Annotated in this window: 19 protein-coding genes; 13 read left to right on the top strand and 6 right to left on the bottom strand. The window is 61.9% G+C overall.

Annotation, left to right across the window (positions count from 1 at the left end; translation table 11 throughout):
• Nucleotides 1-157 precede the first annotated feature (157 nt).
• Nucleotides 158-4,393 (top strand): dermonecrotic toxin domain-containing protein, encoded by a 4,236-nt coding sequence (locus JN756_RS25455; protein ID WP_201021470.1) that lies wholly within the window; start codon nucleotides 158-160, stop codon nucleotides 4,391-4,393.
• Between the two features lie 78 nt (nucleotides 4,394-4,471).
• Here JN756_RS25455 and JN756_RS25450 read toward each other — a convergent pair whose 3' ends face one another.
• The 5 genes from JN756_RS25450 to JN756_RS25430 all read right to left on the bottom strand — a co-directional run bounded on the left by JN756_RS25450 (nucleotide 4,472) and on the right by JN756_RS25430 (nucleotide 9,911).
• Nucleotides 4,472-5,815 (bottom strand): imelysin family protein, encoded by a 1,344-nt coding sequence (locus JN756_RS25450; RefSeq protein WP_201021469.1) that lies wholly within the window; start codon nucleotides 5,813-5,815, stop codon nucleotides 4,472-4,474.
• Nucleotides 5,816-5,942: 127 nt separating this feature from the next.
• Nucleotides 5,943-7,994: a putative bifunctional diguanylate cyclase/phosphodiesterase gene (locus tag JN756_RS25445; protein WP_017847174.1), complete on the bottom strand. Its 2,052-nt coding sequence runs from the start codon at nucleotides 7,992-7,994 to the stop codon at nucleotides 5,943-5,945.
• 203 nt (nucleotides 7,995-8,197) lie between these two features.
• Nucleotides 8,198-8,380: a hypothetical protein gene (locus JN756_RS25440; RefSeq protein ID WP_017847175.1), complete on the bottom strand. Its 183-nt coding sequence runs from the start codon at nucleotides 8,378-8,380 to the stop codon at nucleotides 8,198-8,200.
• A 156-nt stretch (nucleotides 8,381-8,536) separates the two neighbouring features.
• Complete coding sequence (locus JN756_RS25435; protein WP_017847176.1) at nucleotides 8,537-9,133, bottom strand: superoxide dismutase; 597 nt, start codon at nucleotides 9,131-9,133, stop codon at nucleotides 8,537-8,539.
• A 178-nt stretch (nucleotides 9,134-9,311) separates the two neighbouring features.
• Nucleotides 9,312-9,911 carry a LysE/ArgO family amino acid transporter gene (locus JN756_RS25430; protein WP_057004515.1) on the bottom strand — a complete coding sequence of 200 codons (600 nt, stop codon included), beginning with the start codon at nucleotides 9,909-9,911 and terminating at the stop codon, nucleotides 9,312-9,314.
• A 100-nt stretch (nucleotides 9,912-10,011) separates the two neighbouring features.
• Between JN756_RS25430 and JN756_RS25425 the strand changes: the two genes are divergently transcribed.
• The 10 genes from JN756_RS25425 to JN756_RS25380 all read left to right on the top strand — a co-directional run bounded on the left by JN756_RS25425 (nucleotide 10,012) and on the right by JN756_RS25380 (nucleotide 21,063).
• On the top strand, nucleotides 10,012-10,905 hold the full coding sequence (locus JN756_RS25425) for a LysR family transcriptional regulator ArgP (protein ID WP_017847178.1): 894 nt from the start codon (nucleotides 10,012-10,014) through the stop codon (nucleotides 10,903-10,905).
• Nucleotides 10,906-10,957: 52 nt separating this feature from the next.
• Complete coding sequence (locus tag JN756_RS25420; protein ID WP_046382282.1) at nucleotides 10,958-11,956, top strand: NAD-dependent epimerase/dehydratase family protein; 999 nt, start codon at nucleotides 10,958-10,960, stop codon at nucleotides 11,954-11,956.
• Between the two features lie 127 nt (nucleotides 11,957-12,083).
• Nucleotides 12,084-12,929: an ATPase gene (locus JN756_RS25415; RefSeq protein ID WP_201021468.1), complete on the top strand. Its 846-nt coding sequence runs from the start codon at nucleotides 12,084-12,086 to the stop codon at nucleotides 12,927-12,929.
• A 115-nt stretch (nucleotides 12,930-13,044) separates the two neighbouring features.
• Nucleotides 13,045-14,304, top strand: coding sequence for a D-mannose isomerase (locus JN756_RS25410; protein ID WP_201021467.1), 1,260 nt, complete (start codon nucleotides 13,045-13,047; stop codon nucleotides 14,302-14,304).
• Between the two features lie 104 nt (nucleotides 14,305-14,408).
• The gene (locus JN756_RS25405) at nucleotides 14,409-15,695 is read left to right on the top strand and encodes an ABC transporter substrate-binding protein (RefSeq protein WP_017847182.1); all 1,287 of its coding nucleotides are present in this window, start codon (nucleotides 14,409-14,411) and stop codon (nucleotides 15,693-15,695) included.
• Nucleotides 15,696-15,772: 77 nt separating this feature from the next.
• Complete coding sequence (locus tag JN756_RS25400) at nucleotides 15,773-16,681, top strand: carbohydrate ABC transporter permease (protein ID WP_003175732.1); 909 nt, start codon at nucleotides 15,773-15,775, stop codon at nucleotides 16,679-16,681.
• Nucleotides 16,674-17,519: a carbohydrate ABC transporter permease gene (locus JN756_RS25395; RefSeq protein ID WP_046382285.1), complete on the top strand. Its 846-nt coding sequence runs from the start codon at nucleotides 16,674-16,676 to the stop codon at nucleotides 17,517-17,519. Before JN756_RS25400 ends, JN756_RS25395 begins: the two co-directional genes overlap by 8 nt.
• A gap of 2 nt (nucleotides 17,520-17,521) precedes the next feature.
• Nucleotides 17,522-18,682 carry an ABC transporter ATP-binding protein gene (locus JN756_RS25390; protein WP_046382286.1) on the top strand — a complete coding sequence of 387 codons (1,161 nt, stop codon included), beginning with the start codon at nucleotides 17,522-17,524 and terminating at the stop codon, nucleotides 18,680-18,682.
• An 86-nt stretch (nucleotides 18,683-18,768) separates the two neighbouring features.
• On the top strand, nucleotides 18,769-20,115 hold the full coding sequence (locus JN756_RS25385) for a carbohydrate porin (protein ID WP_017847186.1): 1,347 nt from the start codon (nucleotides 18,769-18,771) through the stop codon (nucleotides 20,113-20,115).
• Between the two features lie 102 nt (nucleotides 20,116-20,217).
• Complete coding sequence (locus JN756_RS25380) at nucleotides 20,218-21,063, top strand: D-hexose-6-phosphate mutarotase (RefSeq protein WP_057004511.1); 846 nt, start codon at nucleotides 20,218-20,220, stop codon at nucleotides 21,061-21,063.
• 132 nt (nucleotides 21,064-21,195) lie between these two features.
• On the opposite strand, the gene JN756_RS25375 is transcribed toward JN756_RS25380, so the two are convergent.
• Nucleotides 21,196-22,056: a MurR/RpiR family transcriptional regulator gene (locus tag JN756_RS25375; protein ID WP_169850571.1), complete on the bottom strand. Its 861-nt coding sequence runs from the start codon at nucleotides 22,054-22,056 to the stop codon at nucleotides 21,196-21,198.
• A 219-nt stretch (nucleotides 22,057-22,275) separates the two neighbouring features.
• Between JN756_RS25375 and zwf the strand changes: the two genes are divergently transcribed.
• Together zwf and pgl are read left to right on the top strand one after the other, a co-directional pair.
• A complete protein-coding gene (zwf, locus tag JN756_RS25370) occupies nucleotides 22,276-23,742 on the top strand; it encodes a glucose-6-phosphate dehydrogenase (protein ID WP_017847189.1) in 1,467 nt (488 codons plus the stop codon).
• Nucleotides 23,729-24,442 carry a 6-phosphogluconolactonase gene (pgl, locus tag JN756_RS25365; RefSeq protein WP_046382287.1) on the top strand — a complete coding sequence of 238 codons (714 nt, stop codon included), beginning with the start codon at nucleotides 23,729-23,731 and terminating at the stop codon, nucleotides 24,440-24,442. Before zwf ends, pgl begins: the two co-directional genes overlap by 14 nt.
• Nucleotides 24,443-24,444 lie beyond the last annotated feature (2 nt).

The raw sequence follows: 24,444 nt of genomic DNA, 5'->3' as shown, positions 1-24,444 counted from the left end.
GAAGTCTGCTCGGGTGACAGGGGAAGGGCGCCATTCTACCTGGGGTGCAGGGCATGTAAACCTTGGCCGCCGATCGGCGGCGCGTAGCTATGTAGCGCATGGTTCAGGGGGCGCTTAGGCACGATGGGCCGGTATGTTTCCTATTCGAGAGGCCACCATGCCGTCTGATTTATTGTTATCTGCACCGCCAACTGTCAAGGACGCACCGCAACAGGTTGCGTTGCGCGAACAGTTAATGGCGCTCGACCGCCAGATTGCCGAGCAGTTTCAGTCGCCACCGACGTTCCATTCATTTGTGCAGCATGCGTTCGAGCAAGCATTCCCGACCTTGACGCCCAGCCTCGATGTGCGCCACGCCTTCATCCGACTGCCGGAGACGTCCATCCCGCCAGCGACGTCAGAGGCGCAACCGCCCACCGAGGCCGAGTTGCTGCCCACGCTGTTCGATGCGGTGGTGCAACGTATCACCGCTGACCAGCCAGCGAGTTATGCGGGGCGCATGGCGACCCTGCATCGACTGCCGGCGACGGGCGAAGCGCTGCTGCCCTTGAGCGGTATCACCCCGGCCGGGCTGGATAAATTCCTCGACCGCCTGGTCGCCGAGCTGACCGCTTCTTACAGCGCTTTCGTGCAAGCCTTCTGGACGCGCGCGCGCAGCCTGACCGATGCGCGCACGCAGAAACAATGGTTGGTGCAAACCCGTATCGAACTGCTGAAAACCGAAGTGGCGCTACTGGCTGCCGACCGCCTGCTCAGCCCCGCCGACCAGGACCTGTTCGCCCTGGTACTGCGTCACCCGCACGCCCAGGCACGACAGGCGCTGCGCGCTGACCGGCCGTGTGTCTACGCGGTTGCCCTCAAGGGAGCTCCCGGCGCTGCGGACCTGACCTTGCGCGGCGCCTTTGTGCTGACCTCCAGAGACCCGGAACAAGCCGTGGTGAGGGCGCAGGAGGCGGTCGAGCCGGCCCGGGTGCGCCCCGTGGACCCAAGCATGAACGTCGGCACGCTGCTGCTGTTTCTGCCGGACTCCGGGCTTGAAGCGTTTGACTCCCTGGCCAGCCTGGATCGGGAGTTGCATCGGCGTTTGAACCACCCCGTCGAATTCGCCGCTGTGCTCGCTGGCCTGGCGGTGGCGGATCAGGCGCAAGGCTTGGCCCTGCATCGTCAGCTCAAGGCCACGGGGCAGGTGGTCTACCATGAACAGCTCGAGTCGCCGTTCGTTGAGAGTGTCGAGGCGCAATGCCGGTTGATGCTCGACAACTTCACCTCAACCCTGTCGCGCTACCCGTCACCGGTCGACCCCATCGAAGTGGCCGAGCTGCCGCAGGTGCTGGACCGGGTCACGGACCCCGCTCGCCTTTTCAGTGCTGGCGGGGTGTTGTGGGGCCGCGAAATCAAGCGCGGGCAGGCGCAGCTCCGAACCTTTCTGCACGACGCATCCCCCGCCGATAAACAGGCGTGGCGCGCCGCGATGGCCGATTATTACGAGCTGCTGTCGCGCCTGCCGGACGCCGAGGGCTTGCCGTCGCTGGCGCAATTCAGTGATAAACCGACGCTGCTGGCATACGCCAACCAACAGCTGCGCATTCGCCTCAAGGCTGACTATGCACTGGACATCGACCCCGACACTGTCCGCGTGCACACCAAAGAACCGTTCGTGCCGGCGACTGTCGTGGTTCCGGGCGCGCCTGCTCCGGCGCCGCGCGAGCCCGGTACAGCGTTGTTCCGGCAGCGAAGCCGCACGCTGACCGAACTGGCCCTGGAGAATCTCGGCGGGCTGGATTTCAACTTCACGCACTTTTCCAGGCTCAGTGAAAACACGCGCAAAAAGCCTGATGAAGCACTGCTCCCCGAAGATCTGGAGGCGGCCCCGGCCTATGACGGGCTGACCCTGCAACAGGTCAAGGATCTGGTGCGCGCGGTCAATGTCGGACAAGGCTACGACACCTTTCTGAAGGACCGCCTTATCACCTCACCGGCTGCGCTCGCGCAAAAACACACCTATGGCCAAGTCATGCGGCGGCAACTGCGTCTCGACGCCATCGAGGCCAAGATCCACGGCGACTTCCTCCCGGACCGCCTGGCCCGTGGCTTCAATTGGGTGCGGGCGGTGCTCGATGCCCCCGTCGACAGTGATCGGCGCGAGCGCATCGACGGGCATCGGATTCTCGTGCAGCACTTGAAACTGCGCGGTCAGCGCGTGCGCGGGGTACTGCTGTTCGGCACGGCCGCCGCCGGGGTCGGCTCGATCGTTGTGTACACCCCGCAGGCGCCCGACGGTCGCGTGTTCCACGAGTACGCCAAAGACCGCCTGATGAGCGACTTCATCATCAACAGCAGTTGGCGCGCCTACCTGCTGGGGCGCGTGGAGCGGGCCTTCGAGCCTCACGTCCGCGCCGTGCTCAGGGGCCGCGGCGACGTGTCGATGGTGAGCCTGAGCCGGATTGCCGACGACTTCTTCGAGGAGGCTTATGAGGCTGAAGCGAACTGCGTGATCAACGACGCCGCCGCGCAAGCGAAGAGCACCCGGCAAGTCGACATTGAAACCGGCCTGAACGTCGCAACCGTGGCCTTCGACGTGCTGTCCGTGGTGCTGCCGGTCAGGATCATGTTGCCGATCGGTTTGGCACGCAGCCTGTTCTCGGTGTTCAACGCCGTCGAGGCGCTGGACCTGGGCGACCGCGCCGGTGCCGCACAGTCTTTCGTGCGCTCGCTGGGCGAGCTGGTCGGTGCGCTGGTGGACGGCGCGGTCGGCGCCCGCGCACCGGTGGCGGGCTCCCGGCCAAGGGCGTTGCCGGCGGAGATGGCGCTGGGGAAAAAGCCCGACGGCGTGGCGCCGTTGGCCGGATGGGAAGGCCAGGGCGTGTATCACGCGCCCTCGAACGCCGCGGGTGCCCAGCACTACTTCCTCAATGACGGTGGGCGTTGGTACTCGATCCTCGATGACGGCGACAAAGCCGCCTGGCGGCTCAGGGACGCACGCAAGCTGACGCAATATCACTACGCGCCGATTCGGCGGAATGCGTCGGGGCAGTGGGAAATAGGTTCCCATCCGCTAGCCGGACTCAAGGGCGGCAACGCGCCGGAGCGTGCCCTCAGGGACCTTTACCCTCGGCTGGATGAGGTGCAGGCCAGACGCGTGTTTGAGTCGTTCAACTTCCCGGCGGGGCGCGAAATCGAATATCGGCTGGCCCTGGTCGAAAACCTGCGGCTGAGGCTCTCCACGGCGGCCTTCGAGACCTATCTGAACGTACCGCTTCTGCGGTTTCAGTGGCGTCTGGACGGGATTGATCTGCCAGACCTGCCGGTGGTGGCGACCCGCCATCCGCCGCCCGCCGAGCTGCCACCGAGCCTACCGACGCCACCACGCGCCAGTACCCGTGTCGCGGCGCCCGAGGCCACGGTGGTGCGTCCTGCAAACGAACAATTCATCGAGTGGGGCAGAACCCTCGATGTGGCCGAACTCGAGGTGGTGGATGCGACGCGGGGCATCTATCGGCGGGTTGCCGGTGATCCGCAGTGGCTGGGGCAGGAATACATCAAGATGGACCAGCGCTATTTCGCGATTTTGCCCCGCGACCCCAGCGCGCCCAACGACGTATTGATTCGTGACCCGAGGCGGCCGGCCATGCATTTCCTGGATCTGGAAAACCTGCTGCTCTCCGGCATTTACAATCAGCCCCGACAGGTGAAGTTTGCCACCGGTGACGGGCTGTGGGTCGTCGCCAGTGGCGTGGCCTTGAAAAAACTGGTCACCGCCTATGTGCGCGAGGCGTTTGCGCTGTTGACCACCCGCAGCCAAGTCGAACTCGCCCAGATCCTGTTCAATCGGGCCAACCCGGGGGGCTTGACCCAACTGGGCCTGCGCTCGCTGATACGCACCCTGCGGGACTGGCAGTTCTGGCTGCCCACGGCGCAGGGGCGGTTGGCCGATCCGTTTTCGTTGCTGCCGCCTACCCACACGCTCAGCGACGGCAGTTGGCTGTTACCGACCGCGCCCGGGCATTACCGCCGCCTGGACTTTCGTCCGGAGCCCGTCGCGGTGCCGCTGTTCAACGCGCTCCCGCCCGGCTCGGCCGGCTGGTTGCGGAGCTTGATGAGCGAGGTGGTGAGCGGCTGTCGCTACGGCGTGCTTGGCGGCTATGACGTTGCCGGCGAGCTGCTGTTCCGGCGTGCGGGGGATGTCAGGCTGTATTGGTTGAGAACGCGGCGTGTGGTCGGTGAGCGGATTGCCGCCGACGCGCAGGTTGCGCCCTACCGCAGCTTGATGGATGAGCCGACGCGAACCCTGGTCGCCCAGGCTGAGGCCAGTCATAACCTGGTACCGCTGATCGGCGGCATCCAACTGACGACGCCCATCGCGTCGCCGCAGATTTTTATCATTCGGGTGTAATGCCTTCGACTGCGGGCGTAAAAAAAATGCCCCGAGCGAGTCGGGGCATTCTTTATGGCACTTAGGCGTCGGCAGTGATCAGAACTCGTGATCAGCGCTATCCGGGTTCAGGTCGCTGATCCCCAGCTTGCCGGCAGCCGCTTCGATCGAGCCGGTCTGCTTGACCAGTGCGGCGATGGCGTCCCGCACGATCTGGTTGCCCGCGTCGTTACCCGCAGCGATCAACTGGTCGTAGTGCTCACCCTTGTTGGCGTGGTCAACCATGACCTGGATCTTCGCTTCGGTCGCCGCCATGTCCGCTTTCAACGCGGCGTCGGCGGCCGGGTCGGCCTTGGCCACCAGGGATGACAGGCTGGCGCCGGTCATTTTGCTGCCGTCAGTGCGGGTGTACTCGCCCAGGTAGACGTTGCGGATGCCCTTGGCGTCGTAGAAGTGCGAGTTGTGGGTGTTGTCGCTGAAACAGTCCTGCTCGTCTTCCGGCGAGTTGGCTTCCAGGGACACCTTCATGCGCTCACCGGCCAGTTCGCCGAGCGACAGGCTGCCCATGCCGAACAGCATTTTGCGCAGGCCGTCGGTGGCCGGTTCGGCCTCCAGCGTGGCGCGGTAGTTGTCTTCGACGTTGGGTTTCCAGTTGCCGACCATTTCTTCCAGGTCGCTGACCAGCAACTGCGTCACGGCGCGCAGGTACGTGCGGCGGCGCTCGTTGTGGCCACCGGTTGCACCGTCGCCGGTCATATAGTCCGACGCAGGCCGGTTGCCGGCGCCCGGGCCGGTGCCGTTCAGGTCCTGGCCCCACAGCAGGAATTCGATGGCGTGGTAGCCGGTGGCGACGTTGGCTTCGGAACCGCCCAGCTCATTGAGGCTGGCGAGTTTTTCCGGGGTGATGTCCTTGACGTCGACCTTGTCTTCGCCGACCTGGATCTCGGTGTTGGCGATGATGTTGGCCGTGGCGCCAGGGTTGCCCAGCGCGTGCTCGTAGGATTTGTCGGTGTAGTCGATCAGGCCTTCGTCCAGGGGCCAGGCGTTCACTTGGCCTTCCCAGTCGTCGATGATGGTGTTGCCGAAGCGGAACACTTCGCTCTGCAGGTACGGCACGCGCGCGGCGACCCAGGCGGTACGGGCGGCTTTGAGGGTCTCGTCGTTCGGGTTGGCGAGGAAGGTGTCGATCGCGGTTTGCAGGGTTTTCGCGGTGGATTCGGCATCGCTGTACACCGCGAACACCATGTCAGCGTAATGCGCGACCACGGCCTTGGCGGCGGTTTCGTCGACCTGGCCGGCAGAGGTGGCAGCCGCCGGAGCGGCAGTGCTGGCGGCCGGGGTCGGCGCCTGGGGCGCGGCGGCCTTGTCTTTACCTTCGCCGCAACCGGCGAGCGAAATGGCAATGGCCAACAGACTGGCGGTGGCCAGGGGCATACGAATCATGGCGAACATCCTGCATCGGTCGTTGATAGGGCGCGCGGGGGCCGCGCAAAACTGCAACATAATGCGAAAGATTTGCATTTTCTGTAAAGGGTTATACGAGGGAAATCTCAACTATCGTTTGGTCGTGTCAGAGAATGGCTGCGTTATTGCGCTCGGCCTGCTTCAAATACGCCGCCAACTCCCGTGCCGGCAACGGTTTGCTGTAGTGGTAGCCCTGACCTTCATGGCAGCCCTCGGAGATGATGTAAGCCTCCTGTTCCGCGGTTTCCACGCCTTCGGCGATCACCTGCATGCCCAGGCTTTTACCCAATTGGATAATCGCGCGCACGATGGTGGCGTCGTCGTCATCGTCGAGCAGGTCCTGCACGAAGCTCTTGTCGATCTTGATCTTGTCCAGCGGCAGGCTTTTCAGATAGCTCAAGGATGAATAGCCGGTGCCGAAGTCATCGATGGCGATCAGCGCGCCGGAGCGGCGCAGGCTCAGCAGGTGCTGGGCGGCGGTGCTGATGTCTTCCATCAGGCCGGTCTCGGTCACTTCCAGTTCCAGGCTGCGCGGTGGCAAGCGATAGATCTGCATCAGGTTATTCACCACCCGTGGCAATTCGGTGTGGTGCAGTTGCACGGTGGACAGGTTGACCGCCATGCGCAGCTCGGTGAAGCCCTGGTCGTGCCATTCGCGCAATTGTCGACAGGCCTGGTCGAGCACCCATTCACCGATCGCGATAATCGTGCCGTTCTGTTCCGCCAGGGGGATGAACAAGTCTGGCGGCACCAGGCCGTGTTCCGGGTGCTGCCAACGGATCAACGCTTCGACGCCGACCACGCGGTGGTCGCGGTAGCTGATCTGCGGTTGGTACACCAGGTAAAACTGATTGCGGCTCAAGGCGTCGCGCAGGTCTTTCTCCAGTTCGCGGCGTCGGCGCATTTCACTGTCGACACTGGCGATATAGAACTGATAGCGGTTGCGCGAGCGGCTCTTGGCCAGGGTCATGGTCTGTTCGGCTTTTTGCAGCAGTTTCTCGGTGCTGTCGCCGTCTTCCGGGAACAAGGTGATGCCGATGGTGGCGCGCAGACGAATCTGCTCGCTGTCGAGGGCAAACTCCGCTTCCAGGTCATCGAGGATGCTTTGCGCCAGTTCGGCGGCTTCGTAGGGCTGATCGATATCGGCCTGCACCAGGGCGAACTGGTCGCCGCCGAGGCGGGCGAGGGCGCCGAGGCGGCCGCTGTGGGCGCGCAGGCGATCGGCCAGGGCCAGCAGCAGTTTGTCGCCGGCCTGGTAGGTGAACTGCTCGTTGACGCTTTTGAAGTCATCCAGGCCCACGCACAACACGGCGACGCGGCGCTGCCGACGGCCGGCGTCAATCAGGATCTTGTCCAGTTGCTCCTGCAGTTTCTGGCGGTTCGGCAGGCCGGTGAGAAAGTCGTACTGGGCCATGCGCAGCAGGCTGGATTCCGCTTCATGGCGCAGGTGGGTGTTGCGTTCGATGGATTCGAGCAACTGGTTGGCCGTATTGATCCACAGCCCCAGTTCATTGCGTTCGTGGCCCTTGAGCTGGGGGATCTTGTGTTCGCTGGGGCGGTCGGGGTTGATCGAGGTCAGGTGCTCGATAATCCGCGACAGCGGCTTGGTCAGCAGCCAGTGATACACCAGGTACAGCACCAGGCCCATGGCCAGTGCGCGCAGCACCCCGGAAATAAAAATGATCACCGAGCTGACAATGAAACCCTTGCCGTAGGTGGCCGTGTCGAGTGTGATGCTCAGGTCGCCGTAATACTCGCTATAGGGGCCTTTGCCGACCAGGGCGGTGGTGAACGTGCGCTCCTGGCCGAGAATCAGGTCGGTCAACCAGCGGCTGGAGGATTGCTGCAAGGCGCGGTTTTTTTCCGCGAGCATGGTTTCGTTGGGATGGCCGATGGAGGCCATGCGGACCGCGTCGTCCTGAAACAGACCTTCGATCACCTGCATGCCCATCTCGCGGTCCAGGCTGTAGACGGCCTGGGTCGAGGGGTCGCGAAACATGTCGAGGATGCGCTGGGCATCATCGGCCACGGCCTGGCGCGTCTTGTAGGCATCGAAAACGATCTGCGCCACGCTCAGCGCCACGCCCACGATCAATGCCGACAGCAGCACAACCCGTAGCAACTTCACCGACAAGCTGTTTTTGAGTTCCAGCTTCAAAGGGGCATTCCTTGTCTCATGCGGGTGGCCTTCAATATGCCATGAGTATTGGCAATCTGGTGATGGCAGTCAAAGGAACATTGCGGCGCGATGCTCCATGACGCCATGGTGGGCCGGTCTGTTGCAGGCGGGGTCGTCAGGCGAGGGGGGAATTCAAGTGATGGCGGACTGATTTTGCTCCGCCACCGTTCACGCTTTCCCAATCAGAATTTGATTTGCTGCTGTTGATTCGTTGCGCTGCCGGCAGCACTCGTTGCGTTTTTCAGAAGGTCTTTTGCGACATTCATGGCCATACCGGCGGCTTGTTCAGCCAACGGCATTAGCACGGGGGCGAGTGCTGCGGCTGCGGAGGCTGCTGCTCCTAATCCTGCTGCGCCTGCGATCATAAGTTAATTCTCCGACGTTGAATGAAAGGGACATTCCTCTCACTGCCTGGGTGGCAATTTCCGCGCAGTTGGTTCCGTCATGCCCGGCTGGCGCCGCCGTCGAACGCACAAAAAAAAGCCCGGCAATCGCCGGGCTCTTTTTACTGCAAGGGGTGCTTAGGCAGTGAAGGCCTTGCCTTCGAACTGCTCAGCCACGAACTTCCAGTTGACCAGGTTCCAGAACGCTTCCACATACTTTGGACGGGCGTTGCGGTAGTCGATGTAGTAAGCGTGTTCCCAGACGTCGCAGGTCAGCAGCGGGGTGTCGCCGCTGGTCAGCGGGTTGCCGGCGCCGATGGTGCTGGCCAGGGCCAGGGAACCGTCAGCCTTTTTCACCAGCCAGCCCCAACCGGAACCGAAGGTGCCGACGGACGTCTTGGTGAATTCTTCTTTGAACTTGTCGAACGAACCGAACGCAGCGTTGATGGCCTCAGCCAGTGCGCCGGTCGGTTGACCGCCGGCGTTTGGCGCCAGGCAGTTCCAGTAGAAGGTGTGGTTCCAGACCTGAGCGGCGTTGTTGAAGATGCCGCCCGAAGAAGACTTGACGATTTCTTCCAGGGTCTTGCCTTCGAACTCGGTGCCAGGCACCAGGTTGTTCAGGTTCACGACATAGGTGTTGTGGTGCTTGTCGTGGTGGTATTCCAAGGTTTCCTTGGAAATGTGCGGCTGCAGGGCATCGTGTGCGTAGGGCAGCGGCGGCAATTCGAAAGCCATGATGATTCTCCTAATCAGGTCAGTTGCGGTGAGCGCAAGGCCGATCACGGGCGGCCAAACAAGCGCCGGGGAGTTTGTACTCTTTGCGGCGCAGGGTCCGGATCATAGCACCCGGGGTGTGGCAAAACCACGCAACAACTGTGTGGGATAGAGGTTCCAGAGCGTTTTGGAATATTCATCATGCGCTGATCAATTGATAGGCCACGCTGAACATCATCCCCGCCACCAGAAGGTCGAGCAGGCGCCACGTCGTCGGACGTGCCAGCCACGGCGCCAACCAGGCGGCGCCGAGCGCCAGCGTGGCGAACCACAGGAACGAAGCGCTGGCCGCGCCGGCCACGTAGGCGCCGGGTTCGGTCTGTTGGGCGCCCAGCGAGCCAATCAGCAGCACGGTGTCCAAGTAAACGTGGGGGTTGAGCAACGTCACCGCCAACGCGCTGAGCAACACGGCGCGCAATGAGCGCACCTTGAGGGCGTCGCCTTGGTCGAGGCTCTGTTTCGAACAGGCCCGCCGCAGCGCGCAGGCGCCGTACCACAGCAGGAACGCGGCACCGCCCCAGCGGGCAATCCCCAGCAGGATCGGGCTTTGCGCCAGTATCGTTGCCAGGCCGAATACCCCGGCGGCCACCAGCAGCGCATCGCAGACCACGCACAGGGCCGCCACCGGCAGGTGGTGTTCACGACGCAGGCTTTGCGCGAGCACAAAGGCGTTCTGGCTGCCGATGGCCATGATCAGCCCCAACGCGACCAGCAGGCCGTTCATATAGCTTTGCCACATAGTTGAAGATCCTTGCTCAAGCCGAAACGATGCTGGCTATCTTCCCTGGCATAGCTGTATAAGAAAAACCAATATTGCTGATCGCTCATTAGAGAAACTGATGTTCGACTATAAATTGCTCTCCGCCCTGGCGGCGGTGGTGGAACAAGCCGGCTTCGAGCGCGGTGCCCAGGTGCTGGGGTTGTCGCAATCGGCGATCTCCCAGCGTATCAAGCTGCTGGAGGCACGGATCGGCCAGCCGGTGCTGGTGCGGGCCACGCCGCCGACGCCGACCGATATCGGCCGGCGCCTGCTCAACCATGTGCAACAGGTACGGCTGCTGGAGCGCGACTTGCAAAGCCAGGTGCCGGCGCTGGATGAAGAAGGCATGCCCGAACGCCTGCGCATCGCGTTGAATGCCGACAGCCTCGCCACCTGGTGGGCCGAGGCCGTCAGCGACTTTTGCGCCGAGCAGCATTTGCTGCTGGACCTGGTGGTGGAAGACCAGACCGTCGGCCTCAAGCGCATGCGCGCCGGTGAAGTGGCGGCCTGTATCTGCGCCAGTGAACGCCCGGTGGCCGGGGCGCGCAGCCTGTTGCTGGGCGCCATGCGCTATCGGGCGCTGGCGAGTCCGGCGTTTATCGCACGGCACTTCCCCAACGGTGTGCGCGCCGATCAACTGGCGCGCACGCCGGCCTTGGTATTCGGCCCGGACGATTTCCTGCAACACCGCTACCTGGCCGCGCTCGGGGTGGACGGCGGTTTCGAGCACCATTTGTGCCCGTCGTCCGAAGGGTTTATCCGCTTGGCGGAAGCCGGGCTCGGTTGGGGCCTGGTGCCTGAACTGCAGGTCGGCGACCAGCTGCAAAGGGGCGTATTGGTCGAGTTATTGCCAGATAAGCCCATCGATGTGCCGCTGTACTGGCATCATTGGCGCAGTGGCGGGCAACTGCTGGGTTTGTTGACCGACCATCTGGCCCAGGCCTGTGGTCAATGGTTGGTGCCGTTGGACTGATGGCGGGCGTCAAGGCAACAGCGATGAAAAACGAAAGAACACGGAGTAATACATGAAGATTCTGGTCACCGGCGCAAGCGGCTTCATCGGCGGGCGCTTTGCGCGTTTCGCCCTGGAGCAGGGCCTGGACGTGCGGGTCAACGGGCGGCGCGCCGAAGGTGTGGAACACCTGGTACGGCGCGGTGCCGAGTTTATCCAGGGTGATTTGAATGATGCCGACCTGGTGCGCGAACTGTGCCGCGATGTCGAAGCCGTGGTGCATTGCGCCGGCGCTGTCGGGCTGTGGGGGCGCTATCAGGATTTCCATCAGGGCAATGTGCTGGTGACCGAGAACGTTGTCGAAGCCTGCCTCAAGCAACGGGTCGGGCGCCTGGTTCACTTGTCGTCGCCATCGATCTATTTCGACGGCCGCGACCACCTGGGGCTGACCGAAGACCAAGTGCCCAAGCGCTTCAAGCATCCCTATGCCGCCACCAAGTACCTGGCCGAGCAAAAGGTGTTCGGTGCCCAGGAATTCGGCCTCGAAGTCCTGGCCCTGCGCCCGCGTTTTGTCACCGGCGCCGGCGACATGAGCATCTTCCCGCGTCTGTTGAAAATGCAGCGCAAGAACCGCCTGGCCATCGTCGGCGACGGCCTGAACAAGGTCGACTTCACCAGCGTCCACAACCTCAACGAAGCGCTGCTCAGCAGTCTGCTCGCCACCGGCTCGGCGCTGGGCAAAGCCTACAACATCAGCAACGGCACCCCGGTGCCGGTGTGGGATGTGGTGAACTACGTGATGCGCCAGATGGACTTGCCCCAGGTGACGCGGTATCGGTCCTACGGTTTGTCCTACAGTATCGCCGCGTTGAACGAGGCATTCTGCGCGCTGTGGCCCGGGCGCCCGGAGCCAGCGTTGTCGCGCCTGGGCATGCAGGTGATGAACAAAGATTTCACCCTCGACATCAGCCGCGCAAGGCATTATCTCGACTATGACCCCAAGGTCAGCCTGTGGACCGCGCTCGACGAGTTCTGCAGCTGGTGGAAGGCCCAGGAACCGGGGCTGAAGTAAGCTCACAAGCAGCAACACATCGGGAACCGAATTCAGGGTTCCAGGTCGATCAGTGCGGTAGGACAGCGGTTTATACTGCCGCCGCTCGGCTTTTCAGATAGCTATCTCACCGATTCAGGGTTGATTCATGCGTAACGATGCCAACGACGATTTCGACAATGTTCCCAGCCTGCGGGCCGACTCCTTGGACGATGATGATTTCGTGCCGACCGCCGCCACCTCCGTGCGTTCGCGCAATACCCCTGTGGTCAAGGTCAAGAGTGTCAGTACCGGGCCGCTGTGGGCCTTGGTCGGCGCGCTGCTGATCGCCTTTGCCGGCCTGGCCTGGTGGAGCTTCCAGCAGATCTCCCTGATGGGCCAGCAACTGGTTGCCACCCAGGAAAGTTTTGCACGCATCAGCGAAGAAGCGGCGGGGCGCCTGCAGGATATTTCCGGCAAGTTCGTGGCCAATGAGGCCAGCGTGAACAACGGCAGCGAAGCGCTGAAACTGCAGATCAAGCAGCTGGAAACCCAGTTGCTGGAGCAGGGCAAGCAGCAAGTCGGCGTGGCCGGCCAGGCCACCGAACTGGATAAGCGCCTGGCCCAGATGACCGCCAGCACCACCGACCTGTCGAACGCCAACGCCAAGCTGCAAGGCCAGGTGCAGGCGTTGACCGACGCCGTGGCCAGCCTCAAGGCGGCACAAGGTGAGGCCGCCAAGCGCGATGCCGAGATCAGGGAACTGGTCGCCGACGTGGCGGCCCTGAAGAAACAGGGCAACCCCAGTGCAGCCATCGCCCGTCTTGAACAAGACCTGGTGGTGCTAAAGAGCGCGCAGGACAACCAGCCGGGCAATAGCGACGCGCCGACCAATAAAGAGTTCGATGTGTTCCGCATCCAGACCACCCGCAATATCACCACCTTGCAGAGCCAGGTGCAGAACCTGAATCAGCGCATCAATGCGCCGGCCGCGGTCACGCCGATCGGTCAGTAAAGGGCTTGGGGGAAATGTCACCATCTGGTGACATTTCCCTGGTCCTTCGTTACATGTGCTCACCTCGCCCTTGTTTAGACTCCGGTCATCCCACAAACAATAATAAGGGCTCCCCATGACCACCCAACCACTGCCTGCCAGCAGTTGGCTGAACGCACCTGCCCACCACGCCTGGCTCGCCAGCGAAGGCCAGCGCCTGCTGTCATTCGCCAAGGCTTCGCGCCTGCCCGACGGGTTCGGCAACCTGGACGATAAAGGCCAGTTGCCGGCCGATGCCGTTGCCGAGACCATGAACACCGCGCGCATGACCCATAGCTTCGCCATGGCTCACGCGATGGGGTTGCCCGGTTATGCCGGGCTGGTCGAGCATGGGGTAGCCGCCCTCAGCGGCGCGCTGCGCGATAACGCGCACGGTGGCTGGTTCGCCGCGCCCCACGCTGTGGATGGCAATACCGGCAAGGCTGCCTACCTGCACGCTTTTGTCGCCCTGGCCGCCAGTTCTGCGCTGGTCGCGGGCGCACCCGGCGCACAAGCCCTGTTGAACGACGCGATCCAGATCATCGAGCAGTTTTTCTGGAGCGAGGAGGAGGGCGTCATGCTCGAATCCTTTGCCCAGGACTGGAGCGGCGTCGAGGCCTATCGCGGCGCCAACAGCAACATGCACGCGACGGAAGCGTTCCTCGCCCTGGCCGACGTCACCGCCGACACACGCTGGCTGGACCGCGCGCTGCGCATCGTCGAGCGCGTGATCCACACCCACGCCGCCGGCAACCAGTTCATGGTGATCGAGCACTTCGACGCCCAGTGGACACCCTTGCGCGGTTACAACGAAGACAACCCCGCCGACGGCTTCCGCCCCTATGGCGTGACCCCCGGCCACGGCTTCGAGTGGGCGCGGTTGCTATTGCACCTGGAGGCTGCGCGCCTGCGGGCCGGGCTGGCCACGCCGGACTGGCTGGTGACCGACGCCAAAGGCCTGTTCGCCAGCGCCTGCGACTGCGCCTGGGCCGTGGATGGCGCCCCCGGCATCGTCTACACCCTGGACTGGAACCAGCGCCCGGTAGTGCGCGAACGCCTGCACTGGACCCACGCCGAAGCCAGCGCCGCCGCGCAGGCCTTGCTCAAACGCACCTTCGAGCCGCATTACGAAACCTGGTACCGGCGCTTCTGGGAGTTTTGCGACAGCCATTTCATCGACCGTACCCACGGCAGCTGGCACCACGAACTCAGCCCGCACAACCAGCCCAGCAGCAAGATCTGGGGCGGCAAACCGGACCTGTACCATGCCTGGCAAGCGGTCCTGCTGCCGGCGCTGCCGTTGGCGCCGAGCATGGCCAGTGCGTTGGGTTCTGGGTGCTATGTCACCAAGTGGTGACATTTGTGCATCCCTTTGTTACCTGCGCTTAAAAATTCCCTGTTTAAACTCCGTGCAGCGCAAGCTCCAGACTTGCATGCATAACAACAAGAAAAGGTACTCAGATGAACGCGATTAATCGCCTCGCCGTCGCTATTTCCATTGCCTCGTTGTTTCCCCTCAGTGCATTTGCCGCCGACTCGAAAGGGACGGTTGAAGTTGTGCATTGGTGGACCTCGGGCGGTGAAAAAGCGGCAGTAGATGTCCTGAAGGCCCAAGTTGAAAAAGACGGCTTCACCTGGAAAGACGGTGCTGTCGCAGGTGGCGGTGGCGCCACGGCCATGACCGTGCTGAAAAGCCGCGCGGTCGCCGGCAACCCACCCGGCGTAGCCCAGATCAAAGGCCCGGACATCCAGGAATGGGCATCTACCGGTCTGCTCGACACCGACGTCCTCAAAGACGTGGCCAAAGAAGAAAAATGGGACTCCCTGCTCGACAAGAAAGTCTCCGATACCGTGAAGTACGACGGTGACTACGTTGCCGTTCCGGTGAATATCCACCGCGTGAACTGGCTGTGGATCAACCCGGAAGTCTTCAAGAAAGCCGGTATCACCAAGAACCCGACCACCCTCGAAGAATTCTACGCCGCCGGCGACAAGCTCAAGGCCGCTGGCTTCATCGCGCTCGCCCATGGTGGCCAGCCTTGGCAGGACAGCACCGTGTTCGAAGCGGTCGTTCTGTCGGTGATGGGCGCCGATGGCTACAAGAAAGCCCTGGTTGACCTGGACAACGGCGCGCTGACTGGCCCGCAAATGGTCAAGGCGCTGACCGAGCTGAAGAAAGTCGCGACCTACATGGACGTCGACGGCAAAGGCCAGGACTGGAACCTCGAAGCCGGCAAAGTCATCAACGGCAAGGCCGGCATGCAGATCATGGGTGACTGGGCCAAGTCCGAGTGGACTGCCGCGAAGAAAGTCGCCGGCAAAGACTACGAGTGCGTAGCCTTCCCGGGCACCGACAAAGCCTTTACCTACAACATCGACTCCCTGGCGGTGTTCAAGCAGAAAGACAAAGGCACTGCAGCCGGTCAGCAGGACATCGCCAGAGTCGTGCTGGGTGAAAACTTCCAGAAAGTGTTCAGCATCAACAAGGGTTCGATCCCTGTGCGCAACGACATGCTGAACAAAATGGAATCCTACGGTTTCGACTCCTGCGCCCAGACCGCAGCCAAAGACTTCCTGGCTGACGCCAAGAGCGGCGGCCTGCAGCCAAGCATGGCGCACAACATGGCCACCACGCTGGCCGTGCAAGGTGCGTTCTTTGACGTCGTGACCAACTACATCAACGACCCGAAAGCCGATCCGGCCGACACCGCCAAGAAACTCGGCGCTGCGATCAAGTCGGCCAAGTAACGGTTGACCGGATGGGGGAGCCCTGGCCCCCATCCGGTACGTTCCTGTAGTCCTTTTCCTCTGTATTGGATTTTCCCATGAGTTCTGTTGCTGTGTTCAGCAAAGCCTCGCCGTTCGATGCCCTGCAGCGCTGGCTACCCAAACTGGTGCTGGCGCCAAGCATGTTCATCGTGTTGGTGGGCTTCTACGGTTACATCCTGTGGACGTTTGTGCTGTCGTTCACCACGTCGACGTTCCTGCCGAGCTACAAATGGGCGGGCCTTGCGCAGTACGAGCGGTTGTTCGACAACGATCGCTGGTGGGTCGCGAGCAAGAACCTGGCGCTGTTCGGCGGGATGTTCATCGGCATCACCTTGGTGATCGGTGTGACGCTGGCGATTTTCCTCGACCAGAAAATCCGTCGTGAAGGCTTTATCCGCACCATTTACCTGTACCCGATGGCGCTCTCGATGATCGTCACCGGTACGGCCTGGAAATGGCTGCTCAACCCGGGCATGGGCCTGGACAAACTTCTGCGGGACTGGGGCTGGGAAGGCTTCCGTCTCGACTGGCTGATCGACCCGGACCGCGTGGTCTACTGCCTGGTGATCGCTGCCGTGTGGCAAGCCTCCGGTTTCATCATGGCGATGTTCCTGGCCGGCCTGCGTGGCGTCGATCAATCGATCATCCGTGCCGCGCAGATCGACGGTGCAAGCCTGCCGCGCATCTACTGGAGCGTGGTGCTGCCGAGCCTGCGTCCGGTGTTCTTCAGTGCGGTGATGATCCTGGCGCACATCGCGATCAAGAGTTTCGACCTGGTGGCGGCGATGACCGCAGGCGGACCGGGCTACTCGTCCGACCTGCCGGCGATGTTCATGTACTCGTTCACCTTCAGTCGCGGCCAGATGGGCATGGGTTCGGCCAGTGCAATCCTGATGCTCGGTGCGATCCTCGCGATCATCGTGCCGTACCTGTACTCCGAGCTGAGGACCAAGCGTAATGACTAGTCTTGCCGCAAAACCTGCCATCAGCCTGAGCCGCATCGCGATCTATGCGGTGCTGATCTTAGCGGTGCTGCTGTACCTGGTGCCGCTGGTGGTGATGTTGCTCACCAGCTTCAAGACCCCGGAAGACATCAGCACCGGCAACCTGTTGAGCTGGCCGACCGTGGTCACCGGCATCGGCTGGGTCAAGGCCTGGGCCACGGTGGATGGCTACTTCTGGAACTCGATCAAGATCACTGTGCCGGCCGTGCTGATTTCCACCGCCATCGGTGCGTTGAACGGCTATGTGCTGTCGTTCTGGCGCTTCCGTGGTTCGCAGTTGTTCTTCGGCCTGTTGCTGTTCGGCTGCTTCCTGCCGTTCCAGACCGTGCTGCTGCCCGCGTCGTTCACTCTCGGCAAGATGGGCCTGGCCAGCACCACCACCGGCCTGGTGTTTATCCATGTGGTCTACGGCCTGGCGTTCACTACGCTGTTTTTCCGTAACTACTACGTAAGCATTCCGGATGCGTTGATCAAGGCGGCGCGCCTGGACGGTGCAGGTTTCTTCACCATCTTCCGTCTGATCATCCTGCCGATGTCGACCCCGATCATCATGGTCTGCCTGATCTGGCAGTTCACTCAGATCTGGAACGACTTCCTGTTCGGCGTGGTGTTCTCCAGCGGCGACTCGCAGCCCATCACGGTGGCGCTGAACAACCTGGTCAACACCAGCACCGGGGCCAAGGAATATAACGTGGATATGGCGGCGGCGATGATCGCCGGGCTGCCGACCCTGCTGGTCTATGTGATCGCAGGCAAGTATTTCGTGCGCGGCCTCACGGCCGGCGCGGTCAAGGGGTAATCATGGCTACGCTTGAACTTCGCAATGTAAACAAGACCTATGGCGCCGGCCTGCCCGACACCTTGAAGAACATCGAACTGTCGATCAAGGAAGGCGAGTTCCTGATCCTGGTCGGCCCGTCGGGGTGCGGCAAGTCCACGCTGATGAACTGCATCGCGGGCCTTGAGACCATCACCGGCGGCGCGATCATGATCGGCGACCAGGACGTCAGCGGCATGAGCCCCAAGGATCGCGACATCGCCATGGTGTTCCAGTCCTACGCGCTGTACCCGACCATGAGCGTGCGTGAAAACATCGAGTTCGGCCTGAAGATTCGCAAGATGCCCCAGGCCGATATCGACGCCGAAGTGGCGCGGGTGGCTAAGCTGCTGCAGATCGAACACCTGCTCAACCGCAAGCCGGGCCAACTCTCCGGCGGCCAGCAACAGCGCGTGGCCATGGGCCGGGCCCTGGCGCGTCGGCCGAAGATCTACCTGTTCGACGAACCGCTGTCCAACCTCGACGCCAAGCTGCGCGTCGAGATGCGTACCGAAATGAAGCTGATGCACCAGCGTCTGAAAACCACCACCGTCTACGTCACCCACGACCAGATCGAAGCGATGACCCTGGGCGACAAAGTGGCGGTGATGAAGGACGGCATCATCCAGCAGTTCGGCACGCCGAAAGAGATCTACAACGATCCGGCCAACCTGTTCGTGGCGAGCTTTATCGGTTCGCCACCGATGAACTTCATTCCCCTGCGCCTGCAGCGCAAGGACGGCGGCCTGGTAGCGCTGCTCGACAGCGGCCAGGCGCGTTGCGAGCTGCCGCTGAGCATGAGCAACGCCGGCCTGGAAGACCGTGACGTGATCCTCGGCCTGCGCCCGGAGCAAATCGTGCTGGCGACGGGGGAGGGCAACGGTGCGTCGAGTATTCGTGCCGAAGTCCAGGTCACCGAGCCGACCGGCCCGGACACCCTGGTGTTCGTGCAGCTCAATGACACCAAGGTCTGCTGCCGCCTGGCACCCGATGTGGCGCCGCAGGTGGGCGAGACCCTGACCCTGCAATTCGATCCGGCCAAAGTGTTGCTGTTCGACGCCAAGACCGGCGAGCGCCTGGGCACCGCTGCGTCGCTGCCGGCACAGGATCGTGCCGACAACGTGGCCCAGTTCAAGGGTCGCTGAATTAGGTAAGTTGTTGTTTTTATTAAAAAAATGTAACCCGCGTTAGATAAAAACAGTTTAATAACAATAAAGACGAGGATGTAGGGATGAAAAAGCAACACAACAACACCCGGCTGATCTGCCAATTGTCAGCAGTGGCAGCCCTGGTCCTGTCCGCCAATGCGATGGCGGACGACGCGTTCAGCGCCGATTCCAAATGGATGACCGGCGATTGGGGCGGCGAGCGGACCAAGCTGATCGAGCAAGGTATCGATATCAAGGCTGACTACGTCGGCGAAGTCGGTGGCAACCTGAGCGGTGGCTACAACAACGACAAAACGGCGCGTTACGCTGACCAGTTCGGTCTGGGCGTGGCACTGGATCTGCAAAAGTTGTGGGGCTGGGATAACACCCAGGCCAAGATCCAGCTGACCAACCGTAACGGCCAGAACATCTCCAACGACCGTATCGGTGATCCGCGTGCCGGCACCTTGAGCTCGTCTCAAGAAGTGTACGGCCGTGGCCACATGGTGCGTCTGACCCAGTTCTGGATTCAGCACCAGATGTTCGACAACAAGCTGGACGTGAAGCTCGGTTACTTCGGTGAAGGCGAAGACTTCAACACCTTCCCGTGCGACTTCCAGAACCTGTCGTTCTGCGGCTCTCAGGTCGGTAACTACGTCAGCACCTGGTACAACTGGCCGGTCGCCCAGGCCGCGATCCGCGTGAAGTACCACATCACGCCTGAGCTGTATGCGCAGATCGGTGCGTACAACCAGAACCCGTCGCAGTTGGAGCACGGCAACGGCTTCAAACTCAGCGGCAGTGGCACCAAGGGCACCGTGATCCCGGTGGAATTGGTCTGGTCGCCGAAGGTCAATAACCTGCCGGGCGAATACCGTGTGGGTTACTACAAGAGCGCCGCCGATGCCAGCGACGTCCGTGAAGACGTCAACGGCAACGATGCTGCCACCACCGGCGCGGCCTACCGTACCCACAGCAGCAAAAAAGGCTATTGGTTCGTTGCGCAACAGCAACTCACTACCCATAACGGCGACGCGTCCCGTGGTCTGAACATCGCGGCCAACGCCACGTTCCACGACAAGGACACCAACACCGTCGATAACTACCAGTCGATCATGTTGGTGTACAAAGGGCCTTTCGACGCGCGTCCAAAAGACGACGTGGGGATTGGCGCTGCTCGTCTGCACGTTAACGACGACGTGAAGAAAAACGCCGAACTGCTCAACGTCGCCAATGGCGTGAGCGACTACGACAACCCACTGTACGCGCCGCTGCGCAGCACCGAGTACAACTACGAAATCAACTACGGTTTCCACGTCACCAACTGGCTGACCGTGCGTCCCAACCTGCAATACGTCGTCCACCCGGGCGGCGTGGATAAAGTCGACAACGCGCTGGTGGCCGGTCTGAAAATTCAGTCGGTGTTCTAACGCTGTTGCGATAAGCTCCTTCTCTCTGTGCGCATTTGCGGGTAGCCATGGCTATCCGCTTTTTTTTGGATTGCACTGTGAAGATATTCAGGACCGTGGCACATGCATGAGCATCCGCTGCAACGCTTTTTCAAATCCCTGCGCGAGCGTCCGGTGTTCGCCTGGGAGCGCTTCCAGACGCGCGATGTGTTGGTGATCGACCATCCGTTGTGCCAGGCGGTATTCAGCCGCCAGGGCGCGCAATTGCTGCATTTTCAGCCCCGTGGGCAGAAACCCTGGTTGTGGTGTGCAGCCAAGTGGCCACAAGTCGGTGCCATTCGCGGCGGCGTACCGGTGTGCTGGCCGTGGTATGGCCGGCATCCTAGCGAAAATGCGTGGCCGTCCCATGGCTGGGCGCGGCTGATCGATTGGAAACTGCTCGACAGCAACACCGACGACGACGGCGTGCGCCTGCACTGGCAGTTGCAGTTGTGCGACTGGCAGGTGGACTTGCACGCGCACCTGGGCGAAACCCTGGAGTTGCGCTTGTGTACCGAGCATCAGGATGAGCTGCCGTGCCAACTGAGCCATGCGTTGCACGCTTACTGGCGGATTGGCAATGTCGGTGAGATAGCGCTGTCTGGGCTCGACGGGGCGCTAGGTTATGACCAGCTCAATCGCCAGGCTTGCCAGCAGGAAGGCGAGTTGCGCGTGGAAGGCGGGTGTCAGCGCGTGTTCCAGCATGAGGGCGAGCTACACCTCAAGGACCACGCCTGGCAGCGCGAATTGTGCATCGACACCGGCGACAGCGCCGACACCGTGGTGTGGCACCCAGGCAGCCGGCCGTTGCTGGGGGTGAGCTTCAACGAGGCGTCGGGGTTTGTATGCGTCGAGTCGGCGATGGCCGGGGCCAGCCTGGCGCCGGGGGAGCGGGCGCATCTGAGTTTGCAGGCCAGGGCTGGGGTTTAGCGCTGTTGCTGATACCGTCTTCGCGAGCAAGCCCGTTCCCACATTTGAAGCGTATTCCAAAGTAGGACTCGTCAAAATGTGGGAGCGGGCTGGCTCGCGAAGAGGTCGGGACTGCTGGAGGCATTGTCTGCTTCAGTTGAACTCATCGCCAACCGGATACCGGCTGTCATTCAAGCTCTCTTTGATCTTGCGCAGGTGCGGCTGGAAGTCCACGCCACGGCGCAAGGTCATGCCGGTTGCCAGTACATCCAGCACCGTCAGTTGGATGATCCGCGAGGTCATCGGCATATAGATGTCGGTGTCTTCCGGCAGCGGAATGTTCAGGCTCACGGTGCTGACCTTGGCCAGCGGCGAGTTCTCGGCGGTCACACCCAGCACCGATGCGCCGTTTTCCCGGGCAATACGCGCCACTTCCACCAGCTCGCGGGTACGCCCGGTGTAGGAGATGATCACGAACAGCTCGCCGGTGTGCGCCACCGAAGCAATCATGCGTTGCATCAGCACGTCGGCATGGGCGGTCACCGACAGGTTGAAGCGGAAAAACTTGTGCAACGCATCCATGGCCACTGGGGCCGACGCGCCGAGGCCGAAGAAGTGGATCTGGCGCGCCTGGATCAACAGGTCCACGGCCTTGCTGATCAGGTTCGGGTCGAGGGCCTGGCAGGCGCTGTCCAGAGAGGCAATGGCGCTGCCGAAGATCTTTTGGGTGTAGGCCTCGGGGTCATCATCGGCCTCCACCGCACGGCTGACATACGCCGCGCCGCTGGCCAGGCTTTGCGCCAGTTGCAATTTGAGTTCAGGGTAACCGCTGACGCCGAACGAACGGCAGAAACGGTTGACCGTCGGTTCACTGACCGAGGCGGCTTGGGCGAGGGCTGCGATCGAGAAGCGGGTCGCCTGCTGTGGGTTGAGCAGGATGACCTCGGCGACTTTTTTCTCGGCCTTGTTCAATTCTTCGAGGCGGTTCCGGATCTGTTCCAGAAGATTTCGCACGCGGTCCATACAGTGTTTCCTTGGGGCGACGATGCAAATAAAGGGTGGTCACCAATCGACGAGTGGCCCTTTGCGGTGGCCTATCCTACTTAGGGTAGCTGAACACCACCACTCGGAATGCGTATTTCGGGAAAATGTTGTGGTTATTACTACATTTTTCCTTGAGTGATGCCTTGAAAAAAGGTATTTGTAGCTTAACTTGATAAAAGAACAAACATCATGCCTTCGATAACGGTAGAACCCTGCACCTTTGCCCTGTTTGGCGCGTTGGGTGATCTGGCGCTGCGCAAGTTATTTCCTGCCCTCTATCAACTCGATGGTGCCGGGCTCTTGCACGACGACACGCGCATCCTGGCCCTGGCCCGCGAAGCCGGTTCCGAGCAACAGCACCTGGCGCATATTGAAACAGAACTGCGCAAATACGTCGGCAAGGAACTGGACGAAGCCATCGCCCAGCGTTTCCTGGCGCGCCTGACGTATGTTCACGTCGATTTCATGAACGCCGACGACTACGTGGTCCTGGCTGAAAAAGCCGGCACCGGGCAGCGCCTGATCGCCTACTTCGCCACGCCTGCGGCGGTGTACGGGGCGATCTGCGAAAACCTGTCCAAGGTCGGCCTGGCGGACAATACCCGCGTGGTGCTGGAAAAACCCATCGGCTCGGACCTGGAATCTTCGCGCAAGGTCAACGACGCTGTCGCACAGTTTTTCCCGGAAAACCGCACGTACCGCATCGACCATTACCTGGGCAAAGAAACCGTTCAGAACCTGATCGCCCTGCGTTTCGCCAACAGCCTGTTCGAGACCCAGTGGAACCAGAACTACATTTCCCACGTGGAAATCACCGTGGCCGAGCAGGTTGGCATCGAAGGCCGCTGGGGTTACTTCGACAAGGCCGGGCAGCTGCGGGACATGATCCAGAATCACCTGCTGCAGCTGCTGTGCCTGATCGCCATGGACCCGCCGGCCGACCTGTCCGCCGACAGCATCCGTGACGAGAAGGTCAAGGTGCTCAAGGCTCTGGCGCCGATCAGCCCGGACGGCCTGACCACCCAGGTGGTACGCGGCCAGTACATCGCCGGCTACAGCGCCGGCAAGCCGGTGCCGGGTTACCTGGAAGAAGAGAATTCCAACACCCAGAGCGATACCGAAACCTTCGTCGCCCTGCGCGCCGATATCCGCAACTGGCGCTGGGCCGGGGTGCCGTTCTACCTGCGCACCGGCAAGCGCATGCCACAAAAGCTGTCGCAGATCGTCATCCACTTCAAGGAACCGTCCCACTACATCTTCGCCCCCGAGCAGCGCTTGCAGATCAGCAACAAACTGATCATCCGCCTGCAACCGGACGAAGGTATTTCCTTGCGCGTGATGACCAAGGAGCAGGGCCTGGACAAGGGCATGCAACTGCGCAGCGGTCCGCTGCAACTGAATTTTTCCGACACCTATCGCAGCGCGCGGATTCCCGATGCCTACGAGCGGTTGTTGCTGGAAGTAATGCGCGGCAATCAGAATCTGTTTGTTCGCAAAGATGAAATCGAAGCCGCGTGGAAGTGGTGTGACCAGTTGATCGCCGGGTGGAAAAAATCCGGTGATGCGCCCAAGCCGTATGCGGCGGGTTCCTGGGGGCCGATGAGCTCGATTGCACTGATCACGCGGGATGGGAGGTCGTGGTATGGCGATATCTGAATTGAAACTGCCTCAGGGCGTCACTGCCCATGAGTACCGTTCGCCGGCGTTGCTGGCCGATGGCCTGGCCAACGACGTGGCCGAACAACTGCGCGCCGCCATCAGTGCCCGTGGCGAAGCGACCCTGGTGGTGTCCGGCGGCCGCAGCCCCGTGGCGTTTTTCCAGAACCTGGCCAAGCAGGGTCTGGACTGGTCCAAGGTCACCGTCAGCCTGGCCGATGAGCGCTGGGTGCCGGTGGAGCACGTCGACAGCAATGCCGGCCTGTTGAAGAAGTACCTGTTGCAAGGCCCGGCAGCCAAGGCCAAGTTCCTCAGCCTGTACAGCGCCGCCGCCAATCTTGAAGACGCCGCCGAGCAGGCCGATCGCCTGCTGGCCGAACTGCCAGCCATTGATGTGCTGGTACTGGGCATGGGCGACGACGGCCACACCGCGTCGTTGTTCCCCAACAGTCCGAACCTGAGCGAAGCCCTGCAGGCCGACGGTACCCGCCGTTGCTGGCCGATGCTCGCGCCGACCGTACCACGCCAGCGCCTGACCATGAGTCGCGCGCTTCTGGCTACGGCGAACTACACCGTACTGTCGATTTCCGGCAGTTCGAAATTGACCACGTTGAGCGCCGCGCTGGCCAGCAACGACGTTGCTGCCATGCCGATTCGCGCATTTTTGCAACCTACATTAGAGATTTACTGGTGCCCATGAGC

It is taken from the genome of Pseudomonas sp. Y39-6, from assembly GCF_023651955.1.
Classification (GTDB): Bacteria; Pseudomonadota; Gammaproteobacteria; order Pseudomonadales; family Pseudomonadaceae; genus Aquipseudomonas; species Aquipseudomonas veronii.
The sequence above is the reverse complement of the archived record's forward strand: the minus strand, read 5'-3'. Positions and strand labels throughout refer to the sequence as shown.